Annotated in this window: 15 protein-coding genes, 1 pseudogene and 1 riboswitch; of the genes and pseudogenes, 14 read left to right on the forward strand and 2 right to left on the reverse strand. The window is 38.2% G+C overall.

From position 1 onward, the window contains the following. The first annotated feature begins 274 nt into the window (after nt 1-274). The 11 genes and pseudogenes from KOL94_RS00515 (at nt 275) to KOL94_RS00565 (ending at nt 13,065) form a co-directional block, all read left to right on the forward strand. Nucleotides 275-2,716: an AAA family ATPase gene (locus tag KOL94_RS00515; protein WP_221563173.1), complete on the forward strand. Its 2,442-nt coding sequence runs from the start codon at nt 275-277 to the stop codon at nt 2,714-2,716. Then, nucleotides 2,691-3,728 (forward strand): 5-methylcytosine-specific restriction endonuclease system specificity protein McrC, encoded by a 1,038-nt coding sequence (mcrC, locus tag KOL94_RS00520; RefSeq protein WP_221563175.1) that lies wholly within the window; start codon nt 2,691-2,693, stop codon nt 3,726-3,728. Before KOL94_RS00515 ends, mcrC begins: the two co-directional genes overlap by 26 nt. Before the next feature lie 2 nt (nt 3,729-3,730). Next, nucleotides 3,731-4,621, forward strand: a complete 891-nt coding sequence (locus KOL94_RS00525) for a hypothetical protein (protein WP_221563177.1) — start codon at nt 3,731-3,733, stop codon at nt 4,619-4,621. A 512-nt stretch (nt 4,622-5,133) separates the two neighbouring features. Further along, nucleotides 5,134-5,643 (forward strand): GNAT family N-acetyltransferase, encoded by a 510-nt coding sequence (locus KOL94_RS00530; RefSeq protein WP_221563179.1) that lies wholly within the window; start codon nt 5,134-5,136, stop codon nt 5,641-5,643. A gap of 83 nt (nt 5,644-5,726) precedes the next feature. Further along, nucleotides 5,727-6,377, forward strand: a complete 651-nt coding sequence (gene catA / locus KOL94_RS00535) for a type A chloramphenicol O-acetyltransferase (RefSeq protein WP_221563181.1) — start codon at nt 5,727-5,729, stop codon at nt 6,375-6,377. Then, nucleotides 6,377-6,973, forward strand: coding sequence for a GNAT family N-acetyltransferase (locus tag KOL94_RS00540; RefSeq protein ID WP_221563183.1), 597 nt, complete (start codon nt 6,377-6,379; stop codon nt 6,971-6,973). The genes catA and KOL94_RS00540 overlap by 1 nt, the downstream gene beginning before the upstream one ends. A 162-nt stretch (nt 6,974-7,135) precedes the next feature. Further along, entirely contained in the window at nt 7,136-7,588 is a 453-nt protein-coding gene (locus tag KOL94_RS00545) for an HIT family protein (protein WP_221563184.1), read from the forward strand. After that, on the forward strand, nt 7,581-8,393 hold the full coding sequence (locus KOL94_RS00550) for a PP2C family serine/threonine-protein phosphatase (RefSeq protein ID WP_221563185.1): 813 nt from the start codon (nt 7,581-7,583) through the stop codon (nt 8,391-8,393). The genes KOL94_RS00545 and KOL94_RS00550 overlap by 8 nt, the downstream gene beginning before the upstream one ends. A gap of 564 nt (nt 8,394-8,957) precedes the next feature. Beyond that, nucleotides 8,958-9,037: riboswitch (ZMP/ZTP riboswitch) on the forward strand. A gap of 327 nt (nt 9,038-9,364) precedes the next feature. Continuing rightward, nucleotides 9,365-9,951: pseudogene (locus KOL94_RS00555) on the forward strand (phosphoglycerate dehydrogenase); the annotation flags it as partial. A 219-nt stretch (nt 9,952-10,170) separates the two neighbouring features. After that, a complete protein-coding gene (locus KOL94_RS00560) occupies nt 10,171-10,761 on the forward strand; it encodes a TetR/AcrR family transcriptional regulator (protein WP_221563186.1) in 591 nt (196 codons plus the stop codon). 123 nt (nt 10,762-10,884) lie between these two features. After that, nucleotides 10,885-13,065 carry a YhgE/Pip domain-containing protein gene (locus KOL94_RS00565; protein WP_221563187.1) on the forward strand — a complete coding sequence of 727 codons (2,181 nt, stop codon included), beginning with the start codon at nt 10,885-10,887 and terminating at the stop codon, nt 13,063-13,065. Nucleotides 13,066-13,173: 108 nt separating this feature from the next. Here the strand turns inward: KOL94_RS00565 and KOL94_RS00570 are convergent, their stop codons facing one another. Continuing rightward, entirely contained in the window at nt 13,174-14,157 is a 984-nt protein-coding gene (locus tag KOL94_RS00570; RefSeq protein WP_221563188.1) for an ornithine cyclodeaminase family protein, read from the reverse strand. A 24-nt stretch (nt 14,158-14,181) separates the two neighbouring features. Further along, nucleotides 14,182-15,471: an MFS transporter gene (locus KOL94_RS00575; protein WP_221563189.1), complete on the reverse strand. Its 1,290-nt coding sequence runs from the start codon at nt 15,469-15,471 to the stop codon at nt 14,182-14,184. A gap of 170 nt (nt 15,472-15,641) precedes the next feature. Between KOL94_RS00575 and KOL94_RS00580 the strand changes: the two genes are divergently transcribed. From KOL94_RS00580 to kdgD, 3 genes are all read left to right on the forward strand, one after another. Continuing rightward, nucleotides 15,642-16,154, forward strand: coding sequence for a helix-turn-helix domain-containing protein (locus KOL94_RS00580; protein ID WP_221563190.1), 513 nt, complete (start codon nt 15,642-15,644; stop codon nt 16,152-16,154). 367 nt (nt 16,155-16,521) lie between these two features. Continuing rightward, nucleotides 16,522-17,250, forward strand: a complete 729-nt coding sequence (locus tag KOL94_RS00585) for a FadR/GntR family transcriptional regulator (RefSeq protein WP_221563192.1) — start codon at nt 16,522-16,524, stop codon at nt 17,248-17,250. Nucleotides 17,251-17,264: 14 nt separating this feature from the next. Then, complete coding sequence (gene kdgD / locus KOL94_RS00590; protein ID WP_221563193.1) at nt 17,265-18,197, forward strand: 5-dehydro-4-deoxyglucarate dehydratase; 933 nt, start codon at nt 17,265-17,267, stop codon at nt 18,195-18,197. Nucleotides 18,198-18,225: the final 28 nt, after the last annotated feature.

The following is an 18,225-nucleotide window of genomic DNA, read 5'->3' on the forward strand; positions in this document are numbered from 1 at the left end:
AGTTTTATCCAATAAGCAGGGTGATAAAGAGGTTCTACCACTCAATACAATTCATTCAAATCCATCTGGAGTATTTAAGACGATTGTTTCATTGATGTAATTATTGTATTGAATAAAGAAAAAACTGGTTATGTAAAATAAATGAATCTTAGGAGTGCCATTAATCTGGGCTTCTTTTTTTTATGATTGTACAATTGATTGAATTTTGAAATAATAATGTTAGTTTACTTAGTATAAAAATAACTACTTTTGAAAAAGGAGGATTAACTTTCATATGAAGCACTGGATCTTTCAAGGAAATCCTAAACAATTTAACGTAGATGAATACATAAAAAATAATGAAGTACTTACATGGGGAGTTAGACAAAAGCATTATGTAGAAAAAATAAACATTGGGGATAAGGTGTTTATTTGGCGATCAGACGGAGGGAAAAAGAACTCAGGTGGGATTATTGCTCATGCTGAGGTTGCTTCAGATGTGTTTGAAGAAGACGAATATGAAGTTGAATTAAAAATACTTGAGCACCGCTTAAATGAAAAAGAGGGAATGTTACTAAGACATCAGTTAAGAGAAATTCCAGAAACAATGAGTTTACGAATTATTCGAGTAGCAACAGGAACGAACTTTTTCTTAGAAGAAGATCAGTATCAACGAATTTTAAAACTTTGGGAGAATCCTAGTATTGTAGAAGATAAATTAGAGTTACCAACCTTAGATAAATATTTGGAGCTTTTTAAACTAGAAGGAATGGAACAACTGGACAATAATGAATATATACGAAATAGTTATGACTTCTTTAGTAAATTTAGTAAGCGTTCTCACTTAGAAGAATTAGAGTGGGAAGATGTTCAAGAACTTGGTAACCATATTAATGCATTTAGAATGGGAATTGCTAGAAAACGCGCATTAGGTTATATGAATGCATCCATAGAAAAATATCGTAACAGTTTTATTTATCTAATTCATGGGGAAGATCCTATAAAAGAGAGAATTGACCGTTTTCTAACTGACGAAAAATATAAATTATTTGGATTTGGATACAGTGTGGTAAGTGAAATGCTCGGAAATATTTTTCCTGAGGAATTCTGTTTTTATAATCAACGTGATAAAGTAGCTGTCGAAAACGTTCTGGAGATTGTGCCTAATTATTCACGTGGAGATACATATGGTGAAAAGTTTTTGAAGTTCCAAAATTCTCTAAAGCGTGAAGGTATTACGGAGAAGTATAAGGAAATTGTCGGAAAGAGAACTGACTTGCCTATTTATTATGAAATAGATCAGTTTCTCAGTTTTCTATATGAAAACTTCAGTAAAGATGAGGAAGAGATATCAGAAGTTGCAGAGCCTAAGTATTGGATGATTGCAGCTGGTGAGGGCAGTATGTTGTGGGAAGATTTTCACACGAATAATCATATTGCAATTGGGTGGAAAGAGCTTGGGGATCTTAGGGAATATGAAAGTAAAGCAGATATTATGGAGGCTTTAAAAGAAGTATATCAATTAGAAGGAAAGCCCCATAATGATGCTCACGCAAACTACCAATTCTGTTATGAGATGCAGGTAGGCGACTATGTATTTGTAAAACGTGGTAATAGTCATGTTATTGGTTATGGAAAAATAGTTGGTGAGTATAAGTATGATGAATCAACACATTCTGATTATCACTCAACAAGACAAGTGGATTGGATTAAAGTTGGCGAATGGTATTCGCCTGGATTACCAACAAAAACGTTAACTGAATGGACGCTATATGAAGATGCTGTCAAAACGCTATTAGAATTAGTTGATGATGAGCCTGCTTATCCTGAACCAGATCAAGATAACATTATAGTGCGAGAAAGCCCTGAATATGTTACTCAACAATTCTTAAATGAAGTATTTATGACTATAGAGAAGACTGAAGATATTAAAGAGGCTTTAGAGTACAAGAAAAACATCATTTTACAAGGCCCCCCAGGGGTTGGAAAAACGTTCGTTGCAAAACGATTAGCATATTTACATATGCGTGAAAAGGACCCTAGTAAAGTAGAAATGATCCAGTTCCATCAATCATATACCTACGAGGATTTTATTCGAGGATATAAACCGAATGATACAGGAAGTTTTTCTTTAAAAGATGGTGTTTTTTATAATTTTTGCAAAAAAGCTATTGATGATCCTGAAAGTAACTACTACATGATTATTGATGAAATTAATAGAGGAAATTTATCTAAAATATTTGGCGAACTTATGATGCTTATAGAGGCAGATAAACGCGGAAAAGAGTTTGCAATAAAATTAGCGTACAACGAGAATGAGGAAGTATTCTATATACCCAAAAATCTATACCTGATAGGTACAATGAATACTGCAGACCGTTCTTTAGCACTTGTCGATTATGCATTGAGAAGGAGATTTACATTTATTTCTTTACAGCCAGCATTCAGTAACGAAAAATTTCAGGATTTTTTGCGTAACAAAAATATCAGCCAAGGTTTAATTGATAAAATTATAACTTCTATAACTGAAATAAATAATGAGATTAGTAAGGATACTATTCATTTAGGTAAAGGGTATGAAATCGGCCATAGTTATTTTTGCCCTACAACAGAAACTATACAGGATGAACAAAATTGGTTAGATCGAATAATTAGATTGGAAGTGGCTCCACTACTCCGTGAATACTGGTTTGATCAGGAGGATAAAGTAAATGGACTCCTTGAAAAGTTCAACTAAAATTCCTATAAAAAATATTTATTACATGCTGTGCTATGCATGGAACAGGCTAGAAGAAAAAGAGGATGTTTATGTCTCAAGGTCAGATGAAAAAGATATTTATCATCTACTATCCAGAATTTTAGTAAATCGACTACGAGTTTTAATCAAGCGAGGGTTCTACAAAGAGTACAGTAATATGGAGGAAGAAACTTCAACCATTCGTGGAAGGATTAATTTTCCTCAATCGTTAAATGAATTATCTTTTAAGAAAGCTAGAATGTATTGTCAATTTGATGAAATGACTCATAACATTTTACACAATCAAATTATCAAAACTACCCTTTATAATTTATTGAAGACTCCTCAAACAGATAAAAAATTAAAGGAAGATATTCAACAGCTATATCATTACTTTCGAGATATTGATTTATTAAAGCTAAGCTCTAAAATATTTAATGAAGTTAAAATTCATCGCAGTAATTCCTATTATGGATTTTTAATTGATATTTGCCGGTTTTTGCATGAATCTCTTTTAATGAATGAAGATGCACGAGGAGACAAGTTCATTAATTTTGAACAAGATCCTAAAGCGATGGCATATTTATATGAGGATTTTGTGCGTAACTTTTATCGAAAAGAATTGCCGGAGAGTAGAGTGTATCGAGAAAATATTTATTGGAATGCAGAAGGTGAAGACTTAGGTTATTTACCTATCATGCAAACGGACATTTCTATTGAAATGTATGATAGAAAGGTAATTATGGATACCAAGTATTATCAAAATGCTACATCTTCTAGATTTAATAACGATAAGTTGATTAGTGGAAATTTGTATCAGTTACATGCTTATTTAAGTAATTTTATAAATAAGGATAAGAAAGAGTTAACGGGTATATTGTTGTATCCAACAGTTGATAAAGATTTGGATCTATATTATAAAATACTTGGTTCTAAAGTGAAAGTGTGTACAGTGGATCTTAATCAGGAGTGGCGAAAAATCCACGAAAGGCTATTAAGCATTGTAGCATAAATTTGAAAAAAGGAGTTCCAACATTATGGAACTCCTTTTTTCAAATTATATCCATTTTTAGAGGGTATTGTTATTATAATGTTGGAGTGGAAAAGGGGGAAGCATATGAATTTGCTTTTAGAAAAATGGAAGAAGATTATTATACTAACATTCTCATGTATATTCTAAATTATGATAACTATAAATTACTACCTCTTTTCATCCATAAACTTATTGGAAACAAATCAAAAGACTTTGATTATAATCAACTTGGTATTGGTCTCTTCATGAAAAATCCCCCGAAGTCCTCAAATAAATATAAATACATAATTGGGATAGCTCCATATGAATTTCATCAAGATAACAATACTCTGGAAAACAATATGGATTCTATACCTGATGCCTGGGTTTATGGATTTAATTTTACATTACTGTTTGAATTTAAAATTAGAGGTAATCTAGATGAAGCTCAGCTTGCTGCTCATAAGAAAAAACTTCCTAACTATAAAGGGACGATTCGTTTAAAATGGTCAGATGTAATTGAAGCATTACATTTTATAAAGAAGGATGGAAACCAAGTTCAACGATTTTTAATAGATGAATTTATTGCCTCTAGTAAAGATTTTAAGATAAGAAGAAAATCATCCGGTATGCCTAAAGAGATTATAGGCGGCAGGAATATTGAAGAGGAAATACATTTTATTATAACTGGGAGTAAAGATACAAATGGTTACTCTGTTGATATTGTATTACCTGATGGTATGAAAAAAAGGTTAATAAATAGTTTAAGTGGTATTCAAGCCTCACGAAAATGGATAGCTGGCTTTATAATAGAAATGCAGAATCAACTCCCCATTGATAATGTTGATAAAAAACAATTATCACTGATTGTTGTGTTAAACCAGGAAGGTTAAAGAATGCATGGAATCAATGGAGATTAGGAAGTTATTTAAATAAATAATCACGAACAGAAAATGCCATTATTGAACGGTTGCCATATTTAGACAATCTACTTGCGGGAGTTTTTGAAAAGAAACATTATGCTATAAAGGATAGATACTTATACTCAACTCTACCAAGAGAAGACAAAAGTAAATAACCAAATTTATGGAATAAAAGACATCCTTATAATGGAGCTATGAAGGAATATATAAATAAAATATCGAACAAATTTTATGATGAGATTATATATACCCATCCGTTATCATTTATGATAGTGCGACTGGAAACAAGTTGCATAAGACGGATTGTTCGTATGTTACAGAAAAGAATTTCGAGGAAAAGGTTAATAAAAATAAAGGGAAGAATGGCTATTATTATCCAGTAGATAACTTTGAAGAAATAATGGATCCATCTGTGATTCCTTGTAAAGTATGTCATCTGAAAAATGAAGTTAATTATGTGTTAACAAAAGAGAGGTTAACTGATGGATATGAAAATAATCAAACTAACACCGATTTATTTAGATCAGGTTGTGGATATTTACTGTAGGGTTCATGGCGGGGAATTTGACAATACGAAGGAACGGTTTGAACGTCATGCAACCTATGAAGGGTATCAGGGGCTGGTAGCGGTGGATGAAAACGATAAGGTCCACGGGTTTGTTTATGGCTACACTTCTTTCCCTGGTCAATTTTACAATGGTAAGCTTCGGGCTAAAATGACAGAGAAGCAGATCGAAGAATGGCTGACGGATTGTTTTGAGTTTGTGGAGTTGGCTGTGGATCCGGAGCACCATCGAAAAGGAATTGGAAAGGTGCTGCATGATACGATCTTGAGTAGTATTCCTCACCAAACGGCCATCTTCACGACTGGTGTCGAAATGGAAGCGGCAAAAAACCTATATCTAAACAATGGATGGGAGATCATCCAGGAGAATGTGGATGTGTTGAATACAGGAAAACACCAAATGAATATGGGTAATAAGTTGAAATGAATCGAATGGGGTGAAACGGTTGGGAAAGGCAGACAAATTGCCTCCTGAAATCACTAATGAAAAACGATTTTAGGAGGCTGATCATGAACTTTCATATCATTGATAAAGAAAAATGGGATCGAAAAGAGTATTTCGAGCATTATTTGAATTTGAAATGTACCTTCAACCTGACATCGAATATTAATATCACAATATTGCTAGATCATCTTCAGAACAAAGGGTTGAGGATTTATCCTGCTTTTATTTATATGGTTACAAGAACCGTTAATGCTCATAAAGAATTCCGGACATGCTTTAATAAGGAAGGCGTTCTGGGATATTGGGACGAAATGGTGCCAAGTTATACAATCTTTCACCCTGATGATAAATCCTTCTCAAGCATTTGGTCTGACTTCTTTGATGATTTTGATGTCTTTTATCAAAATTATCAAGATGATATAAAGCAATATAACGATATGAAGGGGCTTTTCTCAAAAGAAAATGAACCCAGAAACTCTTTTCCTATATCCAGTGTCCCCTGGGTTAGTTTTACTGGATTCAACCTGAACATCCAGAATGATCATAATTTTTTATTGCCGATCATTACCGGGGGGAAATACTTCGATCAGGACGATAAAGTATGGTTGCCTGTCTCAGTACAAATGCATCATGCTGTTTGCGATGGGTATCATGCAAGTCTGTTTTTCTCGGAGTTACAGCAATTGGCTGACACCTGTTATGAGTGGCTGCCTTAATGAAAAGTGTCGGAACAAGGAATTGGGATTGGGGGGATTTCACATTGCTTCAGATAAGAAGACCAAAAATGGATGACATGGAAGAGCTGCATCAATTATTCAGGACAGTGATTACGGATACGTTCGCTAAAGAAGGAATCGAAGATATGCTCGATGATCTAAGTGAAGAAATTGAAGCTAAGAAAAAGTATCTGAAAAGTGATCTGGAGAGTAATGGGGAGAACCGATTCTTTTTGATAGCTGTAGATGGGGATGAAATAATTGGTTGCATTGAATATGGACCGGCTAGCGAACTTATTAATAAATGTACAAACAATGCTTATAAAGGGCTAATGGAGATCGGAACCGTATTTGTCCATCCGGACTATCAGAGGAAGGGTGTAGGGAAACTTCTATTGAATGAAATCTATTTGTCTTTGGAGAAAAAACGCTTTGAAGAATTTTGTTTAGATAGTGGATATAGCAGCTCTCAGAAAATCTGGAAGAAGAAATTTGGAGAACCTGCTTACGTGTTAAAGGATTATTGGGGCGAAGGGTATGACCACATGATTTGGAATGTCAAAGTGGATGATTGTATTACACAAGAAAATATATAAAAGTTATACAATTGGAGGTACAAATCACAAATGATTTAGTACCTCCTTTTATAATGTTTATACCCTTCTAATTGACACTACAGAAGATATTAGAAAATTATACCAATTTAACTGTGGTTATATTATAATCTTAGAAATACATAAAAAAAGGGGAGAGAATCTGTGGGCGATTGTTTTATATGCAATAAACACGCTGGAAGTATTCAAAGTTCAGGAGTCATGATTTATGAAGACGATTATGTTTATGTCGGTCATATTGATCGGAACGGAAAACCAAACTATTTAGGGCATATTATGATTGACTTGAAAAGACACACTCCGACTCTTGGTGATATGACAGTAGAAGAAGCACAAGCATTTGGGGTAATTATGGCTAGGGTAAGCAAAGCTCTAATAGAGTCTGAAAAAGCGGAACACATCTATTCACTTGTTTCAGGAAATTCAGTTCCCCATCTTCATATGCACATAGTTGCACGTTATCCAAATACACCAGAAGAATACTGGGGACCGATGGAAGTTTACGATTGGGAAGAAGCTCCTACGGGAGACAACAACGCTGTGATCGAACTTTGTACTCGTATTAAAACATATCTGGAGAATCATGCGCATGAATAACATTATCCAAGATTTTTGCTGGGTAGGCAGCCAAGAAAATTTCGTTGATAATTCGAATGTGCATCAACTTAATCATGTTACCGTGGGCAGATTTGGCGGTAATTCGGATACAGGACAATATAAGAATGAAGATGGATGTTTAGTATGGGTAAATGAAAAGGAAGATTGGGAATTCACTTTAATTCTGGACGCACATAATACAGCAGAGAGTGCTGAACTGATTTTAGAACAATTCATTCATGAAAGATTTCAAATTAAACCTTTATTATCTTTGCCGACAACTCAACAAACTTTTAAAAGGCTCGAAGAAAAGATAGTAAACATGTTTCAATCTGAAGAATTCTTATCTGCTTGTCGAAGGGTTAAAGGAGAAACGGCCTGTTTGATTGTGGTAAGAAAAGAAAAATATGTGTGGTGGTTTTCGGTGGGGGACTGTATTCTTTATTTATTCCACCCAGAACTAGCTGCACTCGGTCAGTATCAGTTAAATCAAAGACAATTCTATGAATGGATAGGGCAGGTTAATACTTTTGAGCAGGCAGTTCCTTGTTATAGTGTTGGGCTCAAGGAATTACGAAAAGGAGAGAATCGCCTCTTTCTAACCACTGATGGTTTAGTTGAATGCCCTAATGAACCTTATTCAGATCCTAGAAACATCTATAATTCTTTTTTTAACTCGAAAGATGATGAAAGTATTCAGTCAATGCTGAAGAATATCCAAGACAATGGTGTTAGGGATAGCACAACCATAGTTTGCTGGAAAGTAAATATTTTAAAGGAAGCAACAAGACCAAGTGATCAATAAGCGAATGGTTCTTGTTTAATAGTTTTTCTACTTGTAAAACGAACCAAAAGCATTTGTGCTCCTTTTTCTATTAATTGGTGGCGATAAGCACAACCGGATGAACTGGTAGTTTAATAGGATAGAGTATTACGCTCTTTGGAGGTGATACTCTATGAATTTATTTAGAAGGTGTCCGTACCATGTGATGTGTCCGCCCTATGAATTACATGAAGAATGCCCCATATGCAAGCAAGGGGGTGAGTTTTCGCAATGGGATCCTGACACGCGGATACCACCCTATGAACGGAAGGTGGAAAAGAAGAGGGATCCACGTGGATATAAGGAATAATAATCTATCATTTATCCATAACTTTCGTGTTTTTACAGAGCCCTGTTAAGTTCAGGGTTTTTTTATTGGTCTTGGTAAATAATACTGTTGATTATTGACTAAGTTTTGATTGAAGCGAAATTCGCAATACTTCAGCGGAAAAACTAGCCAAACATAAAAACTATAAATTAAAGTAACGCTTCAGCATTATAGTGTTGAAGGTTTGGCCGATAATTGATACTATAACTATTAATCAATAGGCTATGTGTAACTGGCGAACACGAATCACCGTGAGGGAGCACATAGTGACGTTTAGCCGTTCGCCTGGGCAAGAGGTAAGGGATATTTGATCCCTTGCCTCTTTGTGTTTATAGGAGGGATGTTCAAGAATCCATCATCATCTAACTAGCAATCAGGTTCCCTTAAAGGCAGACAATCCGGTTCTTTCTATGTGTATGTAGATGAAAGGCAAAGAATCTTTCTAACTACTAAAAAAGGAGAAGATCCAATGAGCTTAATACATTAGAGAAAGTCAAAACGATCAAGACGTTAAATGGGATTGCAGCAAGTGGACTGAATGTATTCAATAAAGAGAATTATACGATAAACAGTGAAAGTGAAGATCCTGATGGTATTGTTGTGCGCAGTTATGATATGCATACTATATATCACGGTGCACGTCCCGTTAACTCCTGATACGAAAGGGATGTTCAATAAAGAGACCTTTGGCATCATGAAGGATGACGCCCATATCCTGAACTTTTCAAGGGGTGAACTTGTTAATGATGAGGATATGGCAGTGGCTCTTGAGAATGGAAAGATAGGAAAGTATTTACAGACTTTCCAAATGAACGACTGATCAATGTGGATAATGTCATTTCAATCCCTCATCTTGGTGCTTCCAGGAAAGAATCGGAGGAAAACTGTGCAGTCATGGCCGCCCGTCAAATGAAGGATTATCTAGAGACTGGGGATATCAAGAATTCGGTCAACTTTCCAAACGCTTCTCTACCTTATACGGGAAAACCTCGTATCGCCGGATTCCACAAAAACGTTCCGAATATAGTTGGCCAGATGACGACCGTTCTATCAAACTATAACTTGAATATTGCGGATATGGTGAACAGAAGCCGAGGGGATTATGCGTATACGATGATCGATATAGATAATCAAGTGAATGAAGATGACTTGATCGGTTTGGAAGATGAGATCAAACAGATTGATGGCATCGTAACCGTACGTGTTATTTAAAAGTAAATCAAACAAGAAAAACACCACTATACTGAAGTGGTGTTTTTTTATGAGAATGATATGATCTCCATGTTTTTCTTTCATAGTATTCATTAAATTTAAAAAATGGTGTGTGAATAATAAAAGATCGACTATAACGACCCTTTACTTTTGAGGGAAGGCGATGTACAATAATGACCATAATACCAATTCGGTCAAATATTTCTTTGAGGTGAAATCATGCTCCGAAACAAAAGAGAGAGTATCCTTGAAGCAGCGAGTGCTTCATTCTCCATGTATGGATATAAAGGTACGACGATTGATCTAGTAGCTAAATTAGCAAAGATCGGTAAAGGGACGATCTATACCGAATTCAAAAGCAAAGAAGAACTTTTCGATGCTGTTTTGCAACAAATCATAACAGAATTACAGCTTGTTTTCGAAAAATCAACTGTCCCAGAACGAGACGTATATGACAATATCACATACGCATTATATGATTTATTAGAATTCAGACAACAGCATCATCTGCTTGTCAAATTGAGTCATGAAGTCACAGCACTAGGTTCAACTAATGCCATAGAAGCATTGCAAAAAGTGGAACGGGTAATCATTGATTGTATCAAGAACCACCTTGAAAAGGGTGAAAGATTAGACAATATTGGTGTCGTGGATTCACAGGTCATCGCTTTTATCATGTATAAATTGTATATGGCGCTAGTAGTGGAATATTCAGAGATATACGATCCATTGGATAAAGATCAGATCATTGAAATATTCCGTACACAGCTGACATCAGGATTGCTGTCAAACAAAAGAGATCTTGGGTGATGGCTTTTCTTTTTTTGCTCAAAAATGACCAGATGAACAATTCGGTCAAATGAGTCCATCCTGCATCTTAGACTTTGATTTGCCACGTTTTCTGTATAAATTTTATCGAAGGAAGTTTTAATTATGAATAACGGATTAAGTATTTATCAAAAAGATATGAAGAATATCGTGACCAACTGGGTGGCGGCCATCCTGATCTGCGGATTGATCCTCCTTCCTTCCTTATATGCATGGATCAACATCAAGGCATCCTGGGATCCATATGGGAATACGGAGCAGATTTCAGTTGGAGTCGTCAATGAGGATGAAGGAGCGGAAGTCAGGGGGGATCAGGTCAATGTCGGCGACGAACTTGTAAAAGAATTGAAGAAAAACAAAACGATGGAATGGCATTTTGCCGACAGGAAACAAGCGATGGATAAGGTCGAATACGGAGACTATTTTGCCGTCATCGTCATTCCTGAAGATTTTTCGGAGAAACTGGCTACCGTCGTTTCCGGAAACCCAGAAAAAGCGAATATGGAATACTATGTAAATGAAAAAATCAACGCCATCGCACCGAAAATAACAGATAAGGGTGCCAGTGTCATTGTGGAACAGATCACCAGCAATTTCATATCCATCGTCAACGGTGTCATTTTTGAAAACTTCAACGAACTTGGATTAGAGCTTGAAAAAGATCTACCGGATATCAAGCGATTTGAAGATTACGTGTTCAAAATGGAGGATGCCCTACCGGAAATCCATGATATGGCGCAGCAGTCCTATACTGATGCAAAACAGGCACAAAAAATCATCAACCAGGCGCAAAGCATGATTCCAAAGGCGAATCGGCTCACAGGGGAAAGTTTACAGATAATCGATGAAACGACCCAGTTTTTAAATAAAGCTGAGAATAGACTGAATGAATTATCACCAAAAGTGAAAGCTGATCTAGAGAAGGCAAGGGATGTTTCCAGGGATGTTAATGGATTCATCAAAGGGGTGAAAAGTAAGGAAATTGACTTCAGTTCAGGGGAAGAAGTCCAGAAGAGGCTGGATCAGCAGACAGATCAGGCACTCGACAATATCAAGACTGCCAAAAGCTTACTCCAACAACTGAAGGATTTGAACAACCAGCAACAGGATCATCCAAATAAGCAAGAAGAAAATGAGAAGATCGATCAGGCAATTGATCAACTGGACAAACTGCAGACAGACATTGAAACAGTACAAAAGGAATCTGACCAGCTTAAATCGTTCGTTACGGATAAAGAACAAGAAGTAGATGATACACTCAACAACCTGGATGAATTATCCGGCAATACGGTCAACCGAATCGATGCGTTCTTGAAAGAATATGACGAAAACATAGAGCCAACCGTTTTACAAAATATCGATAATGCACAAAAGACCTTGTCAGAAGCAAGGGGAATGCTGACCAATATACAGGAAACGATACCGGAAGTTGAGAAAATCCTGGGGAGAACCGAAAGTAACTTGAATGAAGGCGAAGAGATCTTATCGTACATGCTCAATGAATATCCGTATGTGAACGGAAAAATCAACGAATTGGCGGATAAGATTCGTGAGGTGCAGGGCGAAACGGACATTAATGAGATCATCGACCTGTTGAAAAATGATCCAGAAAAAGAACGGAATTTCTTTGCCGAACCCGTCACCTTAACGAAGACCGAACTGTTCCCCGTTTCCAATTACGGAACAGGCATGACTCCTTTTTATAGTGTACTCGCGATCTGGGTAGGTGCCTTGCTCCTCATTTCCTTATTAGAAGTGGATGGGCAAAGCTTGAAAGAATATACCTCAAGGCAACGGTACTTTGGAAAATTATTGACATTCCTAACGATCAATTTATGTCAAACCCTCGTCATCACTATTGGAGACTTATATGTTGTCGATGTAGGCATTGGTCATCCAGGCTGGTTCATTTTATTCGGACTGTTCATCAGCTTAATCTTCACAACCATCGTCTATACACTCGTTTCCATTTTCGGTGATCTTGGTAAAGCCCTCGCAATCGTACTATTGGTATTGCAGATAGCTGGATCTGGCGGAACCTATCCTGTTGTTCTGTTGCCTGAATTTTTCCAGATGATCAATCCGTTCTTACCATTTACGTATGCAATCGATTTGGTGAGGGAAGCCCTGGCTGGTATCGTTTGGAAACGTGTCACCCATGATGTAGTGGCGCTGGCTATTTTTGGTTCCATCGCGTTATTGATCGGAGGACTATTGAAGAAAACACTCAACAAAAGAACAGAAAAGATCATGAAAAAATCGAAGGAGTCCGGCCTATTCCATTAAAAATAAAACAGCCCCCTAAAAAATGGACTTAGAGGAGATTTTCCTCTAAGTCTTTTTGAATGTGTAGCATAAACACGGACACTATGTGATTTTTCCTGGTTACTGAGATTATATTTCGAATTCTGTGCCAATGTTCCGGTCTTTTGATAGGTCGTAGACGCCTTTGGCGACTGAAAGGTCAAAGTAAGCGGCACCGACGGATTTGAAGAAGGTGATTTCAGCTTCACTTTCTCGACCTGGTTTCAGCTTGTTTTCCAGTTCAAAAAGCTCGCCATGAAGATCATCAAACGACCATGATCCCTCATTTGCTGCATGGATGAGTTCGCCGGCTTCGTCCTTTGCTCCTCCTAAATCGTCGACGATAATTTTGGAAGCGCGTGTAATGGTAGTAGAATCGACTTCTCTCATATGAGGCAGATAAGAACCGATTCCGTTTATATGTGTCCCGGGTTTCAAATCATCCCCATTGAATACGGGTTCGTTCGAACGGGTTGCACCACAGATGATATCGGACTGACGTATTGCTGCAGCAACATCTTCATAGACTTCAAATGGAATGTCGATACCGGATGCCTGCAGTTTTTCACCGAACTTTTCGGCTTTAGATGGCGTCCGGTTCACCAATAAGATTCGTTCTACGTTCCTGACGGCTAACACGCCAAGCGCTTGTTCGAACCCCATACCGCCTGTCCCGATGATCGTGAGCACCTGTGCGTCTTTACGTGCCAGATACTTGGTAGCGATACCGGACAGAGCCCCCGTTCTGAGTCTTGTTAAATACGAGGCATTCATCATGGCAAGATGTTCGCCGTTTTCTGCATCGGACAGTAAAAGAACACCTTGTGTTGTCGCTTTCCCTTTTGATGGGTTTTTCGGGAAAATGGTAACGACTTTCACCGCTGATACCTCATCAGATAAATCTGCACTCGGCATATAAAGTGCTGAACCCTCGTGCTGTGGAAAGCGAAGAACGGTACGGTGAGGGCTGTCTATTTTATCAGCACCATAGGCGTGTAGCGTCGTTTTGACATCCCTGATGGCATCCTTCATTCCATAACTCTGTTGAATTTCCTTTTCATTTATGATCAACATGTGAGGTCCTCCTTAAAAGATGGTTCAACTGTTAAGTGAGACATCCATTTGCTTATGTTTGCGCGTCTTCACAGCCCAGATTGCTGCGAGTGAGATGATTGCTGTGAAAATGATATAGATGGCAACTGGAACATAGGAATTATTAAAGGTAGCGAGCAGTGCTGTTGCAACCAGAGGAGCTGTTCCACCTGCTAGAGCTGCCCCGATTTGATAGCCGAGAGAGATTCCTGTATAACGGATCTTTGCGTCGAAAATCTCTGAGAACATCGTACCGAGAACCGCCGTGATGGGTGCCCAAATGATGCCTAAACCTATCACTGTGGCTACGACAAGTAACACGACATTTTGCTGCTGCAGCATCCAGAAGTATGGAAATGCAAACAGTGCCATTCCGATTGCTCCGATCATGTACATCTTTCTGCGGCCGAATTGGTCAGACAGTCTCCCCATGATCGGGATCAAGATCGTCGTGATGACGGTTGCGATCATGACGGCATTCAATGTAGCGGTCCGGGAGTAGCCCAGGTTGCCTGTCGCGTAGGATACGACAAACGTACTGAAAATATAGAATGGTGCTGTTTCGACGACTTTTGCCCCGATGGCGATCAGCACTTCACGCCAGTAATTTTTTAACGTTTCGACAATCGGTAGCTTTGGAACTTCTCCAGATTCTTTTACTTGTTTGAATGCTGGCGTTTCATCAATACCTTTACGGATCCATAACCCGAAAATGACAAGCAATGCACTCATAAGGAATGGGACACGCCATCCCCATGTGATAAAACTGCCTTCAGGAAGCAAGCTTATGATTGAGAGGGCAATAGTTCCGAGGAGCATCCCGATCGTCACGCCCATCTGAGGAATTGCGCCAAATAAGCCCCTTTTTTCTTCAGGCGCATATTCAAAGGCTAATAAAAGCGCACCGCCCCATTCACCGCCGATACCGAGCCCCTGGATCAAACGCAAGGTGATCAATAAGATCGGTGCCCAAATGCCAATGGCTTGATAGGTAGGAAGAATCCCCATTGCAAATGTCGCAGCCCCCATCAGACTAAGGGTCAGGACAAGGGTTTTCTTTCTGCCGATACGGTCACCGATATGGCTGAAGATGACACCTCCGAAAGGGCGGATGAAGAAGGCTAATGCAAAAGAGGCATAGGAGAGCAAGAGTCCAACTGTAGGATCTTCATTCACGAAGAACAATTGGTTGAAAACGAGTGCGGCCACGGTTCCATATAAAAAGTAATCAAACCACTCGATTGAGCTTCCTACTAAACTAGCAATCAATACCCGTCGTATTTGTTTCTTTTCCATGGTGATTTCCTCCTTGAAAATTAAAGTGGTACTTCAATTTTTCCCTTTTGTCGATTTTAGATAATTAAAAGTTTTCTGTCAATAGTACTTAGCAATCATTTAGTATATCACTTCAAAGCGAATGGTCATGTATAATGGAGTCAGATACGATAACAAAAGGAGGTATCCCGATGCCTTCGGATTCAATTGGGAAACAGATCAAATCATTAAGGAAAACGAGTAAGATGACGTTGAAGGAATTAGCTGGACACACAGGGGTTTCCATCAGCTTTTTATCGCAAGTAGAGCGTGGAAAATCCAGTGTCACATTAGAGTCCTTGAAAAAGATTGCGGATGCTTTGGACGTCAATCCGAGCTTCTTTTTCTCCGAGAACCGAGTACGAGAAAAATCAGCTATGGAACACGTATCCTTCCACTATGAGGACTTATCCTGCGGTATACATGATGCTGACTTTTCACCCATCATGGTCACGTTGAAGCCAGGAGAAAATAAAGGCAGTGCTTTTTCCCATAACGGATATGAGTTTTTGTTCGTGATTGAGGGGAAGTTGACTGTGGAAGTAGAGGGGGACAGAATCGAACTTGGCGAACATCAACCGTTCATGTTCAATGCTAGAAAAGCGCATTACTGGTATAACTTTTCCGAGAGAGACGTAAAGTTTTTAGTGGTGACATCTAGGTAAAAGGGGCTGATCTTTACTTTTTGACGAAGTTTCTTAGGGATGATCCAACCCGAGAATAGAAAAGAAAATTATCGAGGATTGATGCAACAAATGCAAGGAATTATCTTCTGTGAAAAAAATTAAATTAGTAATACAAGAACAGGAAATAAATTGTGAAGCATTTTCTGTGAAATCCGAGCTCTGTGGCGAAAATCTACAGAGCTTTTTTATTTTCACCCGTCTTAAATTTATTTGTCTGACAAATAAATAATTTTATATTTTGAATTGACAGAATATTTTATTTGTCATACAATTAGACACAACATAAAAATACATAGCAAATGTTAATCCACATCAATCAGAATCAAAAGAGAAAGTAGGAAAAATTGTGAGCCGAGTTAATGACCAATTAAGGGTAAAATCTGTAAAAAGAGAAACGTTATCGAACCAGGTGATCGACCAGATCATCGAATTGCTGTTGAGCGGTCAATTGAAGCCGGGAGACAAGCTTCCTTCTGAAATGGAATTGCTCGATATGTTCATGGTTAGTAGGCCTGTCCTCCGGGAAGCGATCAGTTCACTCGAAACAATCGGAATCGTCCGCAGAAAGACGAGGGAAGGAACGTATTTCACCAATAAAATCGGAAGTAAGCCCTTCAAAATCATGCTGTCGTTATCAGTAGGTGATATCAAGGCATTCATCGAGACCCGTATTGCACAGGAATTAGGTCTTGTTACACTTGCAGCTGAAAAAATCACCGATGAAGACTTAGGAAGGCTGAAAGAAAACATTGAAAAGATGGAAGCGCAGGAAGGAAGCACGATTGAGCTCGATAAAGAGTTCCATCGAATCATCGCTTATAGTGCGAGTAATCCAATCATCGAAGGGATCATTGATCCGTTGTTGAGCATGATCGATCAGACGCAAGAAACCATCCCTCCGGAGGACCGGGATAAAGATTACACGATTGAACAACATAAAGAAATTTATGCCGCCCTGGAAAAAAGAGACCCTATTGAATCTTACTTATGTATGTACCGTCACTTGGATCATGCAAGGAAGAGGATCTTGGCTCGACATGAAGCGAAGGATTCTTTGGACTTTGATCAAAAATAGAAAGGATGAAACGGATGTCAAATGAAAGAAAAGCTCCCACAGGTATTCTAGGATTCCCGATTACGCCGTTTAATGAAAGCGGTAACATTGACGAAAAGGCGTTAAGTCGCAATATCGAATTTCTATTGGAAAATGATCTGGAAGCGATTTTCATTGCTTGTGGGTCAGGCGAATTCAATGCTGTCAGCATAAAAGAGTATGAAAGTATGGTAGAAATGGCAACCTCCCTTGTAGATAAGAAAGTCCCAGTCTATACAGGTGTCGGGGGCAACTTATCCGATGCGCTGGCAAAAGCCCAAATTTCATCCAAGCATGGTGCTGACGGGTACTTGGTGCTTCCTCCTTATCTGATCGAAGGGGAACAGGATGGTCTTTATGAATATTACAAATCGATTCTTTTGAGCACAGATTTGAATGCGATCGTCTATCAACGGGCCAATGCTATCTTTCAACTTGATGCATTAAAGAGATTGATAGAGTTCCCACAAGTGGTCGGCCTTAAAGATGGCGTCGGGAATATGGAGCTTAATATCGAGCTTACACAAACGATCGGTAACCGTCTCGGCTGGTTGAACGGGATGCCGATGGCTGAAGTGACGATGCCTGCTTATGTACCTTTAGGCTACAATTCGTATTCTTCCGCAATCTCGAACTATATCCCACATATATCCAGGCACTTCTATGATGCCCTTCTGAATGATCGTAAAGAGGAAGTGCGGGAATTATATGAAAATGTAATCCTGCCAATCAATCGAATCCGCAAACAGAGAAAAGGATATGCGGTCTCGTTGATCAAAGCGGGGATGGAAATCATCGGATTGCCGGTCGCCAATACCGTAAGACCACCGATCGTACCGGTTGAAAAAGAGCACTATAAGCAACTCGAAAAGGTAGTGGACAAGGCATTAGAAAAGTACCCAGTCGATCATAGGGTGGCCCATTCATAAAATACCTTTATTTTTTAAGTGTAGTTAT

The organism is Alkalihalobacillus sp. TS-13 (assembly GCF_019720915.1).
In the GTDB taxonomy this organism is placed as follows: Bacteria; Bacillota; Bacilli; order Bacillales; family Fictibacillaceae; genus Pseudalkalibacillus.